Genomic DNA, 13,817 nt, shown 5'->3' with positions numbered 1-13,817 from the left:
CAAAGGGCGTTTGGCGGCAAACCAGGGGGAGACGATGGCGTTGACGGCGACCGCGCCGAGGACGGACCATCCGATACCGGACAAGAACGCGGCCGCGTAGAGCTGCCACGGCGCATTCGCCAGGGCCCAGCCCAGAACGCCGATCGCCATGACGACACCGCCAGCGACGGTGACGATCGGCAGTCCAAAGCGCCGATAAAAGTCGGGCAGGTTCGGGATGAGGGCGAGGCCGACCAGGAAATGCAGGGTCACGGCGCCTGAGATGAGCGCGATCGGCCAGCCTCGCGATTGGCGCACGACCTCGAGATAGACGGGTGGGCCATAGAAGCCGGTGCCCCAGCCGAACACCGCGAGGGTGAAAGCTGCGGCGACGACCCGCCAGCCGAAGAAGCCAGGCGTAGCGCTGATCGCGTCGACCACCGCCTCCACCGGTGGGTTGGTCAGATTTGTGTTGCGATTGGCCACGATGATATCTCCTGCGCGTCCGCACCCACGCGTTGCGGGCCGCCGTAGCGGCCCCGACCGGGGCGTCAGAACATCGTGTTGTCGTTCTTCGACGCGTCGGGGATGGAGGCGAGGACGTCCCAGTGCTCGACGAGCTTGCCGTCTGCGACACGGAAGATGTCGACGCCGACATCGCCATTCGGGCCGATGAGGCCGGTCCAGTGGGCGTGAACGGCGACGATGTCGCCGTCGGCGATGACGCGGCGAATGTCGCCCTTGGCGTTCGGGAAGGTCTTCAGGAAGAAGTTGATGTAGGCGCGCAGGCCCTCGACACCGTCCTCAGCGGCCGGGGTGTGCTGGATGTAGGTGTCGCCGACATAGCGGGCGATGGCGCCATCGACGTCGCCGTCGAAATGGGCCTCCTTGTAGAAGGCTAGAACGGTCTTCTTGTTCTGTTCGGAGATACTTTCGGTCGTCATGGTGATGTCCAATCGTGTGTCGTCGACGGCGCGTGCCGTCGCGGATGAAGAGTTTCCATGCGTGGGTGACCCGGCGGGCGGGCGGCAGCGCGATGGCCTGGCCGGGCCGCTGTCACGGCGGGATGCTCGTCACGCGGCGCGCTGCTGCGGGGGATTTGCAACGCGCCGCGAGGAGAACGGCTGCTCGACGATCCGCCGAGAGACGTTCGACAGGGGTGCGATTATCGCCTATTCCGTCTTGGGGGGGATCTGCGCGTCGAACTTGTTTTGCTGGACGATGTAGATCTGGCACGGCTCCTTGGAAACGCACGCGGTCGTGTGAGCCTCCTTGCCGCGCTGATACCAGTACGAACCCGGTCCCAGCTTCACCTGCTTCTGGCCCGGCTGGTAGTTCTCCAGCTGACCTTTGATGACGACCGCATAGTAGTCGTAGGTATGGGTATGGAGCTTGCTCACAAACCCCGGATCGAAGCGGAAGAACGCGCCGTGAGCGCCCTGCGTGACGTTACCCCAGACGTTCGAAACCTGGATGCCGGTCTCGGGGTTCACGCCCCTCGCGCCGGTGTCGGTGAAGGAATAGTGGCTCGCCGGATTGGTGACCGACGTACCGCCGTTGGCCGGAGGAAAGGACGCGTCCTGCGCCTGCGAGGAGGTCGTGAAAGCAAATAGTGCGAGGCCTGCTACCGCGAGTGATCGGAACTTCATGTTACTTCGCCTTTGTGTTGCTCTGCTGGTGACGGTGACGAGGCGGCCTCAGGCCGCGTTCTTGAGGGCCTCGATAAACTTCGCGGCGAGCTCGTGGTCCGACATCGGGTTCTGAGCGGTAATCAACTCGCGGTCGACAACGACGAACGAGGTGAAGTTGTCGGCGTTGACGACCTTGGCGCCCGCTGCTTCGAGCGCGTCGGGCATGTTGAAGATCAGCTTCTTGTGGAAGACGTTATCTTCGGCATATTCCTCCTCGCTGCGCGAGAAGACGGTCATGCGATAGCCGGCATACTGCCAGCCCTTACCCAGCTCGCGCGCCTTCACCTCGTTGCCGTCGATCAGGGCCGCGCGGAATTCGCGTGCCTTGTCGAGCGCGGCAAGAACGCTGATCGGGCCGTGGCAGATCGCGGCGGTGGGCTTGTTGGCACCGTGGAAGTAGCGAAGCACTTCGCCCGCGTCGGGGTCCTGCATCACGTCTACGATGGGCGCATGGCCACCCGGGAAGAAGACGCCGGCGAACCGATCAAGTCCGGCATCGATCACCGAGCGGATCGTCCGGACGTCGTTCATGGCAGGATCGTTGTTGAAGAAATTGCGAGCCTTGGTGCGGGCCTCGTTGTCCTGCGCGAAGTAGATCAGCGCATCCGAGTCCTTGTCCATGTGCGGCTTCTCGCCGGTCGGGGTGGCGAGGACGAAATCGTAGCCGGCGGCCACGAGCGTCATCAGCGGGACGGCGGTTTCGTTCAGGAATTGGCCGATCGTGATCGTGCCGCCGCCCTTTGCCTCAAGCTCGGTCCCGTTCGAACCGATGACGAGCATAGTGCCCTTACTCATTTGAATCTCCTGTGATCGAAAAGTCGGTTGTGCTTGCTTGCGGCTGATGCTGAGTGGACGCGCAACTCAAAGTCTCGGCGGCGCGCCATGTTCGATGGTCGTTTCTTTGGCGACGGTCTGCGCGGGCCGCGTCGATTTCAGGCGGTCGCCTTGGCCGCCTCGGCCATCCGGCGCACGGTCTCTTCCGTGGTCCACACCGCGTTTGCCATGAAGCGCCAGTTGATCATGGCGGCGTCCAGGCCAGAGCCTTCCTCGTTCGCCGCTGCGGCGACGGCGTCGCGGACCATCACGGTCTCAAAGCCATCTCGAATGAGGTTGCGCATGTGATCTTCGAGGCAGAGGTTCGCTACGGGACCGGCCATGATGACCGTCTCGATCCTCCTTCGACGCAGCATATAGGCGAGGTCGTTCGTGGGCGCGTAGGTGACATGGCGCGACACGACCGTTGTATTCTCGTCTTCCATGTATTGCTTAAACCGGTCGGGAATGTCGGCGCCGCCGCCGGGGACATCGTGGGTGTGAAGCGGGCTCTCGCGCTCGACGACTCCCCCGTGGAGCGCAAGGTCTTCCATCGGGCTCAGGCGGGTCTTGCCTTTGTGATCGTGCGGAAAGAAGTAATGAGGCGACATGAACACCGGATAGCCGTGATCCTTGGCAGCCCGAAGCAAGGCTTCCAGGTTGGCATTCACGTTGTTCTTCTTCATCAGCTCCTCGATCATGACGAAATATTTGCCGCCGTCAGTGAGGAAGTCGTTCTGGATATCGACAAGCACGAGCGCGGTCCGATCGCCGCTGATTTCCATATTGACCTTGTGTTCGAACAACATTTGAAAGCTCCTTGTGATTTGGCGAGCGCTGACTGCGCAGCGTATGGTCTGTAAAGACAGCCATATCTATCGATAGATAGCGGACTAATGGAGCTACGTCGTCCAGTCAAGCTCTATCTATCGATAGACCGACAACGTGTTGGTTGACTGAAAGGGTGGGTACACTGGTCGCGCCGCTCACTTTGCCGTCACGGTCGCCACACCTCTATCGGTAGATATGCGCCAGTCAGCGTCGAGCAAATCAACGCCCTCGCCATTGACTGCCGTCGGCGAGGCGGAAGGAACGGCCCGCTCAAGACGCTCTCAGCTTGTACCCTTGGCGTCGAGATCTTCCAATCGCACTCTCGCAAGACGATCCTTGGCAGCGGTGAAGACGAGGTCGATCACCTTGCTGTCGTGGCCAAGCCTGAAGCACTCGATGACGACGCCAACCAGGACGCTTTCGCAGATGACGAGAAGGTCCGAATAGGCGCCGCCCGCCGCTCTGGTCTCGTTGATGATCTGTGCGACCACCTGCCGAGCGACCCGATTGTGCAGCTCGGTCGCTGCCGCAGCGGACAGTTCAGAATTCATGGTCATTTCGGCATCCCTCTCGCATCGTCGAGGCAACGGCGCGTAATGGCGGCGGCTGTGGTGCACGAACCGACCGCTTTGTTTCACCCAGGCCGCCGCGCGCCAACCGCTCGCATCATATTTCTGTTCCTCTCTATCGATAGATAGAATTTGACGACGAAGATTTCCAGCGATTAATCTCGGTGGCAAATTGATCTATCAATAGGTAGATTTTCAGGAGAGTTTTCATGCGCTTTCAGGATAAGGTCGCGATCGTCACAGGTGGTAGCTCGGGCATCGGCAAGGAGGTCGCGACCCGGTTCGTCGCAGAGGGCGGGTCCGTCGTGGTCAACGGCCGCGGCGCCTTCGATCTCATGTTCGAGAATGCAGCGGACTTGCGCAAACACCCCTTCCTCGAGCGTAAGAAGCGACTGAAGGCGATTCTGCCGCGCAACAAGCTGATCGCCTTCAGCCATCACCGTAAAGCGAACGGCACGAAATTCTTCGCCGAGGCCGAACAGAGGGGTCTCGAAGGCATCATGGCGAAGCGCGCCGACAGCGCGTATGCGTCCGGAAGCCGGACCCCGGATTGGCTGAGGATCAAGACCGCAAAGCGACAGGAAGTGGTGATCGCCGGCTTCACGGCGCCCAGGCGCACCAGGCCGTTCTTCGGCGCCTTGGTCCTCGCCGTGCGGGAAGGCGACGCATGGCGATACATCGGACATGTCGGCACTGGCTTTAGCCACAAGGCCCTGGAAGACCTCCATGCCAAGCTCGTGAAGCTGACGACCCCTAAATCACCCTTCCCTGCCAAAGTGAAGGACGAGGCCGCCACGACCTGGGTCAGGCCGTCGCTGGTGGCCGAGGTGAAATTCGCGGAGTGGACGAGCAAGGGCGAACTGCGCCAACCCGTCTACCTCGGGCTCAGGTCCGACAAGCGGGCGAAGGATGTCGTGCGCGAACGAGAACGTCCGCGCAAATAGCGCTTCCCTTCGGGCGTAACCGGCAAACGGAACGAATTAACGCCTTCACCTCCTCCGCTGTGAATTCCCTCGCGGGCTTGTGTTCAGTCGCCTCCAAGGTCGTGGATTTCCGGTCGCATGCCCTCAGGCGTGACTTCGAGCGTCGCAAGCGTGATCGGCAGCTTGAAGCGCCGCCGTCCCGCGCTGCCGGGATTCAGATAGAGGACGCCACCGACCGTGTCGATCTTCGGCACGTGGGAATGCCCGGAGACGATGACGTCGATGCCGGCGCCGGGATGGGCCTGCAGCGTCTTCAGGTCGTGCAGAACGTAGATCGACTTTCCCGCCAAGCGCACAAGGTTCGTGTCGGGGTATTCGCGAGCCCACTCGCCACTGTCCACGTTTCCACGGATGGCGGTGACAGGCGCGATCCGGCGAAGCGCGTCGATGATCTCGGGGCGCCCGATGTCGCCGGCATGAATGATGTGATCGACGCCCGTCAGGCCTCGTTCCGCCTCAGGCCTCAACAGGCCGTGCGTGTCCGAAATGATTCCAATCCTGAACATCATTTTCCGTCGCTCTCAGCCGCGACCGCCAAAAAACGATCGAGAAGTTCGACCTGAGCGGACAGCATCTTGGTCCGTGCGGATTCGATTTCGAACCATTCCGCGCGGTCTAGTTCGGGAAAGCTCTGCCGTCGACCGCTTCGGGGCGGCCATTCGATATCGAAGGTATTGCTGGTCAGCGCAGCCGGGTCAAAATGGCCTTCGCCTGCGAATGCGATGACGCGCTTCCCTCCTCGCTGCCGGATCTCCCCGAGCGGTTGGAGTGTACCAATCGAAGCGCTGTGGCCGAGCTCCTCGGCAAACTCGCGCCGCGCGACCTGCTCTGGAGCATCCGCGGCGTCGATTTCTCCCTTCGGAATCGACCAGGCGCCATCGTCCTTCTTGCGCCAGAACGGACCGCCGGGGTGAACGAGCAGGACCTCGAGCCCGCGAGCGCCCTTGCGGTAGGCCAGAATGCCCGCGCTCAACGTCGATCTCCTGGAAGTTTTTTTCAGCGCAGCCATATCGCTCCTATTTTGCGGCGCGGACCGAATGCAAAGCAATGGCGGAGGATCTGAGAAGCAACGACTGGCTACTTGCGCAACAACGAACGTTCGAAACAGGCTAGAAGCCCAGCAGGCCCCGGATATACCTCGGCGCACCCGGCTTTCCGCAATTCGTCCTCCGTGAAGCCTCCGCAGAGTACGCCCACCGTGGGAACTCCCGCCTTCCCCGCCGCTTCCGCATCGTACGGCGTGTCGCCGATAGCGACGGCGTCGGCGCTTTCCATCTTAAGCTTCTTGAGAACGATCTCGAAGATGTCCGGCACCGGCTTGGATTGCTCCACGTCGTCGGAAGAAGTTGTGAGGTCCACCAGGTCGGTGATGCTTGCGATGTCGAGGTACTTGTCGACTTCGTCCTTCTTGGCCGAGGAAGCAATTGCGATCTGAAGTCCAGCCTCGCGCACGCGTCGCAGCAGGTCCGGGACCGCCGAGAAGGGACGCACGATCCGCAGATATTCTTTCTTAAAACGATCGCCGCGCCACTCTTCCACCTCTTTGCCGTGGTCTTTTTGTTCGTCAGCGGACAGGAAGACGGGAATGAGTTTGTCTCCTCCCTTGCCGATCTGGCCCCTCACCTGTTCGAAGCTTACCTCGTGGCCGAACTTGAGCAGAGCTTCCTGCCATGCCAGCGCGTGGAGATCCACCGAGTCCAGAAGCGTGCCGTCTAGATCGAATATAGCGGCTTTCGGCAACTCACAGTCCTCCACGGTTGGAGCGAGCTAGTTTCGTATACCAGTCGGCCTAAAGCGTGTTCTTCGCCATATGCGGTTGAGATTCGGCCAGGGGCACCAAGCTGAAAATAACAATAGCTTACTTCATTAGTTCGATTCCTGATTCTTTTGCGAAAATTGTCGCGGGCATTGAAAACACACCTAAAAGTTAGCCGCAGCAAATCGCTACTCACTGCAGCCGTTCGTGTTGTTGGTATTTTTGTTGGCATCGGGGAACAAACGTTTACGGCGAATTTCGCTATTCGGAACGAGCGAATTTAGCAGATGGCTCGCAAGAACGATCGCGCGAGCGCCAATCCGAACACGTCGACTGCCGCGCTGCCCGACCGAAGTTCGACAAGGGTGCTTTAGGACGGGCTGTTTCCTCCGGTCCGGATCAGCCGCCAGCTCGCCAGGCTTGAAAGGACGGCGATGAACGTCGCGACGATAAGCACCGCGCCGAAACCGGCGCCCACGCTGGCATGCACGGCGCCGGCGAGGGCGTTCTGGATGGGAACCGGCAGCGCGGCCAACGCGCCTTGCGCGTCGCCGCCGACGATGCGCAGGCTGAGATCGTGCCAGTCGACCGCGTGGTCGGGCACAAGCGATGTCCCGAGGTTGCGCAGGTTGGCTTCCGCGACGCCGGCGAGGACCGCGCCGAGACCGGCGACGCCGGCGATGATGCCGATGGACCGCGTCGTGCTGGCAAGGCCGGAGGCCATGCCGGCACGCTCGGGCGGCACCGAGCTGACTTGCGCTTTCGCCGTCTCGCTGTTCAGCAGCCCAGCGCCCGACCCGGTTATGAACATGCCGATCGCGGCCGGCCAATAGGCGAGGTCAACGAGGACGGCGGTTGCCGCGATGGCGTTGCCGATCGCGACCAGGCCGAGGCCGAAACACAGGATCGCTCGGCTCGACATGCTTGCTGCAAGCCTGCCGCCGATGCTCGGACCGATCAGCAGCGGCAGGGCGAAGGGCGTCATGGCAAGGCCGGCGATGGCCGGCGAAAGAACGAAGGCATCCTGCAGATAGAGCGGCAGGATCGTCATCATGACCTGAGCAGCCGCTGCATAACCGAGCATCGCGACCGCGGCGCCGACAACGGTCGGATCGCGAAAGATCGACAGGTCGATCATCGGGCGCGGATGCCGGCGTTCGGCGAAGACGAAGGCGACCAGCAGGATCGCGCCGACGACGAGGCGCAGGATCGTGCGCGGGCTCTCCCAACCGACGCTGTTGGCGTCGATGAGCGCCCACACCACGCTGAACAGGCCGGAGCCGAAGAGCACGATTCCCGGATAGTCGAGACCCGACGCTTTCGGGTCGCGCGACTCGCCAACCGAGGTGAGGGCGAGCGCGATCAACCCTGCGCCCAGGGGCAGGTTGATGTAGAAGGCCCATCGCCATCCAAGGTCGGACGTGACCAGACCTCCGACGATGGGCCCGAGCGGAGGCGCCATTCCCATTACCGTGCCCCAGATCGCGTAGACCCTGGCGCGCTCATGCGTCTCGAAGCCCTGGGCGACAACGGCGAGCGAGGATGTGAGCTGCAGGGCGGCGCTGATCGCCTGCAACGCGCGCGCCGCGTTGAGCGTGAGCAGATCGGGCGCCGCGCCACACAGCAAAGAGGCGAATGTGAAGATCGACAATCCGAGGAGCAACATGCGCCGGCGTCCGAGTCGATCGGCGAGCGCGCCGGCGGGCATCAAGAGCGCGGCAAAGGGAAGGATGTAGGCGCTCACCACCCATTCGACGTCGGTGAAGCCGCCCTTGAGGTCGCGCGCGATCGACGGCAGCGACACCGCGACGATGTTGGTGTCGAGCATGATGAGGAACGGCGCGCCGGCGCAGCACAGCAACATGCGCAGCTTGCGGCCCGAAAACGGCGCTGTCGCCGGCGGCGGAAGTGTCTCGTCCCCTGGCGCCGGCGTCGCCGTCATTACCTGTCGCCTCCAAACGTTATCTATCTATCGATAGGTTTAGGCAACAGTAACACGCGGCCTTGCCCAGTCAAGCAAAGGCGGCCGTCAATATTCGGATTGAAGGCGAGCTCTCACGCGAACGCGACGAATTGGGGACGGGAAATCTCGCCGGCAACGCTTTGAGATCCTCGTTCCAGTCGCCGCCGCGTGGCCGCGATCGGATGTAGCCAGCCCCGGCCTCGGCCGCGATCGCCTGGATGCGCTCGGCATAGACATCGCCTTGCCGATTGTTGTCGCGGCGACGAGGCGGACATGGCCTCGCGCTGCGATCCGGTGAAGCGCCTCGTCGGTTGCGGGAGATACGGCGTGAAGCTCGCGCCGGAAACAAAACACTGTCCGAACCGCCGCACGGATTCCTGACACCGCGACCTGACAGTGACAGAGCCCTGCCGGGATGCATCCGGCAGGGCGGTTGCGGATATCTCAGGCCGCGGGAAGCGGATCGGGCACCGTGGCCTCGTAGAACGGATAGTCGGTGTAACCACGACCGGTGTAGCCATAGAACGTGCTGCGGTCGTAGGGGTTGAGCGGCAGTCCGAGTTCGATGCGCTTCGGCAGGTCGGGATTGGCGATGAAGTGCCGCCCGAAGGCGATCAGGCTGGCATCGCCGTTGGCGACGCTCGCCTCGGCCGTCTCCGGGTTGAATCCGCCCACGGCGATCACCGGTCCCCGAAAGATCTTGCTCAGTTCCTGCGCGGCGGCAGGCGCCTGCGCCTCCGCGATTGTTTCACCGCCCTTCACGCGCGGCTCGATGAGATGCAGGTAGGCAAGGCCGAAGTCGTTGAGCCGCTCTGCAACGTGGCGGAACAGGGCTCGCGGGTCGCTGTCGCCCATGCCGTTGAACGTGCCGCTCGGCGCGAGCCGGACACCGACGCGATCGGCGCCCCAGACGTCGGCCAGCGTTTGGACGACCTCGGCTAGAAACCGCGTCCGGTTCTCGATCGAGCCGCCATACTGGTCGGTGCGTTTGTTCGTGTTGTCTTGCAGGAACTGGTCGACCAGGTGTCCGTTCGCAGCCATGAGCTCGACACCGTCGAAGCCGGCGGCCTTCGCGTTCTGCGCGGCGCTGCGATACTGCTCCAGGATCGTGGCGATCTCCGCCGTCTCGAGCGCACGGTGCGGCGACGTCGGCTCGAACCCGTCGGGCGTGTCCACGGTGATGCTCGTATCAGCCCAATAGGCCGGATCGACCGAAGCGGTGACGGGTTCCGAGCCCGTGATCGAGATGTGCGTGGTGCGGCCGGCGTGCCAAAGCTGCGTGAAGAAATAGGCGCCCTTCGCGTGAACCGCATCGGTGATGCGCTTCCAACCCGCGATCTGATCGTCCGTGTAGAGGCCGGGCGCGTGATAATAGCCGCGCGCAGACGGTGCGATCGCCGTCGCCTCGGTGATGATCAAGCCGCCGTTCGATGCACGCTGCGTGTAATATTCAAGCTGCAGGTCGCTCGGGATGCCGGTTCCCGGCTGCGCGCGCAGCCGGCTCATCGGCGGCATGACCACACGATGCTTCAGCGTGAGCGGTCCGACCTGCACAGGCGTGAATAGTTTCTTTTCGGCATGTTTATCCATCGGAATTCTCCGTAGTATTGAGGCTGCGCCCCGTGGGCGCGAGTTGAAGTGCTGCGTCCCGCGCGGGACGCATTGGCCTTGGGCAGTTGGGAGGTGCGGGTCACTGCCGGCCGGCCATGATGCCGCCGTCGACCGGAAGGATGACGCCGGTGATGAAGCTCGCCTGGTCAGAAGCGAGGAAGAGGAGGGCTTCGGCTGCGTCAGCCGGCTGGCCGTTGCGTCCGAGCGGATGCATCGCATTGAAGGTCGGCAGGACGGCCTTGACCTGCTCCGGCGTCAGGAAGGTGTTGTAGACCGGCGTTTCGATCACCCCCGGCGCGATCGCGTTCACGCGGATCTTGTAGGGTGCAAGCTCGATTGCGAGGTTCTTGACGAGCGCATGGACGCCGCCGTTCGCGGCGGAGTACGCGGAGGACGGCGTGGCGCCGATCGCCTGGAGGCCCCACATCGAGCCCGTCTGCACGATCGCACCACCATGGCCGGCGTCCTTCATCGCCTTCGCGGCGGCCTGCGCAGCGAAGAACTTGCCTTTCAGGATCGTGTCGATGAAGCGGTCGTATTCGACTTCGGTGAGCTCGAGGAACGGCTTGGGGCCGAAGATGCCGGCATTGTTGAACAGGACATCGAGTCGCCCAAAGCGTTCGAGCGCAACCTTCACCATGTCTTCGCCGGTGCCGGGGAGCGCGATATCACCGACCTGGACGACGGCACGCTTGCCGCTCGGGTCAATTTCCTGAGCGGCGATTGCAGCTTCGCTTCATGGCGCAGCGCGTTTTGAAGCAGCTGGAAATGCGAGACGCCAACCTTTCCGATCGCGACGAGCTCGCCGTCGATCACGGCGTCGCCCTTCACGCCCTCCAGCGCTTCCGCGACCTCGATATAGCTACGGCTGATGATCTTGCCGTTGCGGCTGTAGAGCGCAACCTTGCCCCGCCGGATTTCCGCGATCATCCGGAAGCCATCGTACTTGTCCTCGAAAACCCAGTCGGGGTCGTCGAACGGCGCGTCGGTAAGAGTAGCGAGCATCGGCTGCAGGCGCTTGGGCAGGGTCGACGTCCGGCTCATTCGAGGCCATTCCTTAGGAGCGCGTTGCGAAATGCACGGATGTCCTTCAAGGATTGGGGAACGCTTCGGGCCGCGTCGTGTTCCGCAGGCGCCCCGGCGCGCGAGGCGGACGATTTCGGTAAGGACAGATCAGACCGATGGCCAGAAAATTGAAGACCTATCAGACCTCGCTGGGCTTTTTCGATCAGGCGATCGCTGCGCCATCCATGAAGGCGGCTCTGGTGGCGTGGGGCGCCGACAGTAATCTCTTCCATCAGGGCGCGGCAAAGGAGAGCCACGATCCGGAGGTCGTCGCCGCGACCATGGCAAAACCCGGCGTCGTTCTCAGGCGCCCGGTTGGAACCGACCGACCTTTCAGCGAACATGCCGAGCTCCCCACCGATCTTGGCGGCGGAGGACCAACAAAAGCCGCCCGCAAGTCGAAAGGTCCAAAGGCGAAAAAACCTTCCTCTCGCCCCCTCGACAAGGCGGCGGAACGAAAGGCCGCTCTCGCCTTCGAAAAGGAGCAGAAGCGTGTCGAGCGTGAACGGGCGAAGGAAGAAGCCACGAGGCAGAAGGACCGTGAACGGCGTCAGCAGGCCATCGACAAGGCGCAGGCTGCATTGGACAAGGCCGAGCAGGAGCACGGGAAGCGGGCCGCCGTCATCCAGGCCGAGGTCGAGGCTCTCGAGAAGAGATTGCAAGCCGAAAAAGCTCGCTGGGATAAGGAGAAGGAACGATTGGAAGCTGCGCTGCGCCGCGAGCGAGGTTAGTCTTGGCCGTACCCACGGTGCAGGCCAGCGGTCCCCTTCAAGCGTTCATCGTTCGGGAATCGCTTTCATCCCGACGGTCTGGTCTCAAGATTTCGATGGATGCCTGCCTCCGGTCGCGAGCCAACGGAGACTCTTCTGCGACAGGCCGCTTGTGGCGCAAAGCGGACTCTCTCATGCGGGAGCTGCCTTATCTTCGCGCGGCCACTTGGCCGAGCTGGAAGGCAGACAGCCGGTCGTCGCACTCAAGCTTTGCTCTTGATGCGACGAGACCCCAAATGCGGAAGGTACCCATCGCCTTTGCCGTCATTTCCCTTCTGCCGAAACGCTGCCACGAACGCATCCATGACTGGGGTGAGCGCCGATCCAGCGGGCCCCGGGGCGCGGAGCATCCACACTGCCCAAGGCGGTGGCGCGTAGGCGCCACCCCGGACCTTTGAGACGACGCCCTCAAGGCCGAGCTTGCAGGCATGCGCGAACATCTCGCGGCCGTCTATCTCGAAACTTTCGCTGAACTGGATGTCGGTGCCGCTTAGGATCTTCTTGAGTTCGGCCTTGCGCCGAAAGAGCGGTAGCTTCCGCAGATCGCGGCCGTTCAGATAGAGCAGATCGAACGCCACAAGCATGATGCTCGTCGACTTGCCCTTGAGCTCGTTCTGCAGGACCGAGAAGTCGGTGGTGCCATCGACGGCCGCTACCACGATTTCGCCATCCACCACGGCCGAGCTCGCCTTGATCCGCCAGGCGTCATGGGCGACCTTCTTGAAGCGATGCGTCCAATCGGTGGCCGCGCCGGGTGAAGATCTTCGCCGCCTCGTTGGCCAGATGGACCTGAACCCGGTAGCCGTCGAACTTGATTTCGTGAATCCAGCGCTCTCCGGACGGCACCTTCTCGATCGAGGTGGCCAAGGCCGGTTCGATGAAGCCGGGGAAGGGCGCCTTGACGCCGATGGCCGCCGGTTTTTGACGCGCAAACGCCACTGAAGACTCCACGCTACAGCCGATTCAAATTGGCACAGTTCGAATCGTTCCGGAACCTGCGAATCCTTGTCGCGTTGCTTCGATGTCACAACAGGAGGCACCCATGGCGGTAGCGAAGAAGACGAAGACGGCGCGTGGACGAAAACAGGACCGGGCGCGGGTGGCTGGCGGGCAGGACTACGAAGTGCAGTACGAGGCGAAGAAGACCGGAAAGTCGGCACCCGCGGTGAAAAAGGCCGTCAAAAAGGTTGGCAACGCGCGCAAGCGCGTGGAGAAACGGCTAGGCCGCTGAGGCGGAGGCCTGGGTTGGCGTCAGTGTTCGGCGCCGATCCTTCTAGTCAGGGGGGCATTCTGGGCAGGTGTCACCGATTGAGTTCAGCACATCGCGAACCTCGACGGCCGCTGCATCAGGGGAGACCCCTGCTGGTGGGTCTTCACGGGCGATATCGATCGCTCGCTCCCATGCATGCGGATCGGCTCGGTCCTGCATCCAACCGTGCTCCTCGCACTCGCGGATGGCGCCCGCGTTCTGAAGCACGTCAATCGCCCATCCGCGCATCGTCCGTATCGCTGGCCTTCGTTCACTAGTCATCAGCATGGAAATGGCTCCTGATTGGCGAATCGTTTTGTCCGTCATTCGTTCCGGCTGCTAACACATGGCTGGGATTCGCAATGCCGGGAGCTCAAGGTTTCGTTCGAATCTTTGACGCGCAGACACCCAGTCCCTGAACTTAGTCTTCCTGGCTTTTCGTTTGGGCGCGTGCGGCAAATGCCGCACCGGGCTCTCGTGTTGGGGTGGACGGCCCCCTTCCGCCACACTGCGTGGCAAGATGAGGTCGTCGCTGAC

Annotated in this window: 14 protein-coding genes and 3 pseudogenes; 3 read left to right on the top strand and 14 right to left on the bottom strand. The window is 62.6% G+C overall.

The genetic code is table 11. From position 1 onward, the window contains the following. The 6 genes and pseudogenes from XI08_RS10950 to XI08_RS10925 all read right to left on the bottom strand — a co-directional run. Positions 1-465: pseudogene (locus tag XI08_RS10950) on the bottom strand (MFS transporter); the annotation flags it as partial. Between the two features lie 65 nt (positions 466-530). Beyond that, positions 531-923, bottom strand: coding sequence for a nuclear transport factor 2 family protein (locus tag XI08_RS10945; protein WP_271574403.1), 393 nt, complete (start codon positions 921-923; stop codon positions 531-533). Between the two features lie 228 nt (positions 924-1,151). Beyond that, positions 1,152-1,628: a cupin domain-containing protein gene (locus XI08_RS10940; RefSeq protein ID WP_161853405.1), complete on the bottom strand. Its 477-nt coding sequence runs from the start codon at positions 1,626-1,628 to the stop codon at positions 1,152-1,154. 48 nt (positions 1,629-1,676) lie between these two features. Next, a complete protein-coding gene (locus XI08_RS10935) occupies positions 1,677-2,465 on the bottom strand; it encodes a type 1 glutamine amidotransferase domain-containing protein (RefSeq protein WP_271574402.1) in 789 nt (262 codons plus the stop codon). A 137-nt stretch (positions 2,466-2,602) separates the two neighbouring features. After that, the gene (locus XI08_RS10930; protein ID WP_271574401.1) at positions 2,603-3,292 is read right to left on the bottom strand and encodes an isochorismatase family cysteine hydrolase; all 690 of its coding nucleotides are present in this window, start codon (positions 3,290-3,292) and stop codon (positions 2,603-2,605) included. A gap of 303 nt (positions 3,293-3,595) precedes the next feature. Beyond that, positions 3,596-3,871: a hypothetical protein gene (locus XI08_RS10925; protein WP_271574400.1), complete on the bottom strand. Its 276-nt coding sequence runs from the start codon at positions 3,869-3,871 to the stop codon at positions 3,596-3,598. 221 nt (positions 3,872-4,092) lie between these two features. Here XI08_RS10925 and XI08_RS10920 point away from each other — a divergent pair, with 221 nt between their 5' ends. Further along, a complete protein-coding gene (locus XI08_RS10920; protein ID WP_271574399.1) occupies positions 4,093-4,827 on the top strand; it encodes an SDR family NAD(P)-dependent oxidoreductase in 735 nt (244 codons plus the stop codon). Positions 4,828-4,910: 83 nt separating this feature from the next. Here the strand turns inward: XI08_RS10920 and XI08_RS10915 are convergent, their stop codons facing one another. From XI08_RS10915 to XI08_RS10885, 6 genes and pseudogenes are all read right to left on the bottom strand, one after another. After that, on the bottom strand, positions 4,911-5,375 hold the full coding sequence (locus XI08_RS10915; RefSeq protein ID WP_271574398.1) for a metallophosphoesterase family protein: 465 nt from the start codon (positions 5,373-5,375) through the stop codon (positions 4,911-4,913). After that, a complete protein-coding gene (locus XI08_RS10910; protein ID WP_271574397.1) occupies positions 5,372-5,875 on the bottom strand; it encodes an NUDIX domain-containing protein in 504 nt (167 codons plus the stop codon). The genes XI08_RS10915 and XI08_RS10910 overlap by 4 nt, the downstream gene beginning before the upstream one ends. A 68-nt stretch (positions 5,876-5,943) precedes the next feature. Further along, complete coding sequence (locus tag XI08_RS10905) at positions 5,944-6,606, bottom strand: HAD family hydrolase (protein ID WP_271574396.1); 663 nt, start codon at positions 6,604-6,606, stop codon at positions 5,944-5,946. A 386-nt stretch (positions 6,607-6,992) separates the two neighbouring features. After that, the gene (locus XI08_RS10900) at positions 6,993-8,564 is read right to left on the bottom strand and encodes a DHA2 family efflux MFS transporter permease subunit (protein WP_271574395.1); all 1,572 of its coding nucleotides are present in this window, start codon (positions 8,562-8,564) and stop codon (positions 6,993-6,995) included. Positions 8,565-9,029: 465 nt separating this feature from the next. After that, on the bottom strand, positions 9,030-10,175 hold the full coding sequence (locus tag XI08_RS10890; protein ID WP_271574394.1) for an alkene reductase: 1,146 nt from the start codon (positions 10,173-10,175) through the stop codon (positions 9,030-9,032). A gap of 100 nt (positions 10,176-10,275) precedes the next feature. Continuing rightward, positions 10,276-11,240 (bottom strand): annotated as a pseudogene (locus tag XI08_RS10885) (SDR family oxidoreductase). A 137-nt stretch (positions 11,241-11,377) separates the two neighbouring features. Here XI08_RS10885 and XI08_RS10880 point away from each other — a divergent pair. Then, positions 11,378-11,992 (top strand): cell envelope biogenesis protein TolA, encoded by a 615-nt coding sequence (locus XI08_RS10880; protein WP_271574393.1) that lies wholly within the window; start codon positions 11,378-11,380, stop codon positions 11,990-11,992. 412 nt (positions 11,993-12,404) lie between these two features. Here the strand turns inward: XI08_RS10880 and XI08_RS10875 are convergent. Further along, a pseudogene (locus tag XI08_RS10875) lies at positions 12,405-12,970 on the bottom strand (ATP-dependent DNA ligase); the annotation flags it as partial. A gap of 103 nt (positions 12,971-13,073) precedes the next feature. On the opposite strand from XI08_RS10875, the gene XI08_RS10870 reads away from it, so the two are divergent. Beyond that, on the top strand, positions 13,074-13,262 hold the full coding sequence (locus XI08_RS10870) for a DUF3606 domain-containing protein (protein WP_271574392.1): 189 nt from the start codon (positions 13,074-13,076) through the stop codon (positions 13,260-13,262). A gap of 42 nt (positions 13,263-13,304) precedes the next feature. Here the strand turns inward: XI08_RS10870 and XI08_RS10865 are convergent, their stop codons facing one another. After that, positions 13,305-13,568 (bottom strand): hypothetical protein, encoded by a 264-nt coding sequence (locus XI08_RS10865; protein ID WP_271574404.1) that lies wholly within the window; start codon positions 13,566-13,568, stop codon positions 13,305-13,307. Positions 13,569-13,817 lie beyond the last annotated feature (249 nt).

It is taken from the genome of Bradyrhizobium sp. CCBAU 11361 (genome assembly GCF_028128935.1).
GTDB lineage: Bacteria > Pseudomonadota > Alphaproteobacteria > Rhizobiales > Xanthobacteraceae > Bradyrhizobium > Bradyrhizobium niftali.
Note: the sequence above shows the minus strand (reverse complement) of the source record. Positions and strands in the feature narration are given on the sequence as shown.

What these genes read in the sequence shown, in the direction of transcription:
- XI08_RS10900 (WP_271574395.1), bottom strand. Translation starts at nt 8,564, where the DNA reads ATGACGGCGACGCCGGCGCCAGGGGACGAGACACTTCCGCCGCCGGCG.
- XI08_RS10930 (WP_271574401.1), bottom strand. Translation starts at nt 3,292, where the DNA reads ATGTTGTTCGAACACAAGGTCAATATGGAAATCAGCGGCGATCGGACC.
- XI08_RS10890 (WP_271574394.1), bottom strand. Translation starts at nt 10,175, where the DNA reads ATGGATAAACATGCCGAAAAGAAACTATTCACGCCTGTGCAGGTCGGA.
- XI08_RS10870 (WP_271574392.1), top strand. Translation starts at nt 13,074, where the DNA reads ATGGCGGTAGCGAAGAAGACGAAGACGGCGCGTGGACGAAAACAGGAC.
- XI08_RS10910 (WP_271574397.1), bottom strand. Translation starts at nt 5,875, where the DNA reads ATGGCTGCGCTGAAAAAAACTTCCAGGAGATCGACGTTGAGCGCGGGC.
- XI08_RS10945 (WP_271574403.1), bottom strand. Translation starts at nt 923, where the DNA reads ATGACGACCGAAAGTATCTCCGAACAGAACAAGAAGACCGTTCTAGCC.
- XI08_RS10920 (WP_271574399.1), top strand. Translation starts at nt 4,093, where the DNA reads ATGCGCTTTCAGGATAAGGTCGCGATCGTCACAGGTGGTAGCTCGGGC.
- XI08_RS10880 (WP_271574393.1), top strand. Translation starts at nt 11,378, where the DNA reads ATGGCCAGAAAATTGAAGACCTATCAGACCTCGCTGGGCTTTTTCGAT.
- XI08_RS10915 (WP_271574398.1), bottom strand. Translation starts at nt 5,375, where the DNA reads ATGATGTTCAGGATTGGAATCATTTCGGACACGCACGGCCTGTTGAGG.
- XI08_RS10925 (WP_271574400.1), bottom strand. Translation starts at nt 3,871, where the DNA reads ATGACCATGAATTCTGAACTGTCCGCTGCGGCAGCGACCGAGCTGCAC.
- XI08_RS10935 (WP_271574402.1), bottom strand. Translation starts at nt 2,465, where the DNA reads ATGAGTAAGGGCACTATGCTCGTCATCGGTTCGAACGGGACCGAGCTT.
- XI08_RS10940 (WP_161853405.1), bottom strand. Translation starts at nt 1,628, where the DNA reads ATGAAGTTCCGATCACTCGCGGTAGCAGGCCTCGCACTATTTGCTTTC.
- XI08_RS10865 (WP_271574404.1), bottom strand. Translation starts at nt 13,568, where the DNA reads ATGCTGATGACTAGTGAACGAAGGCCAGCGATACGGACGATGCGCGGA.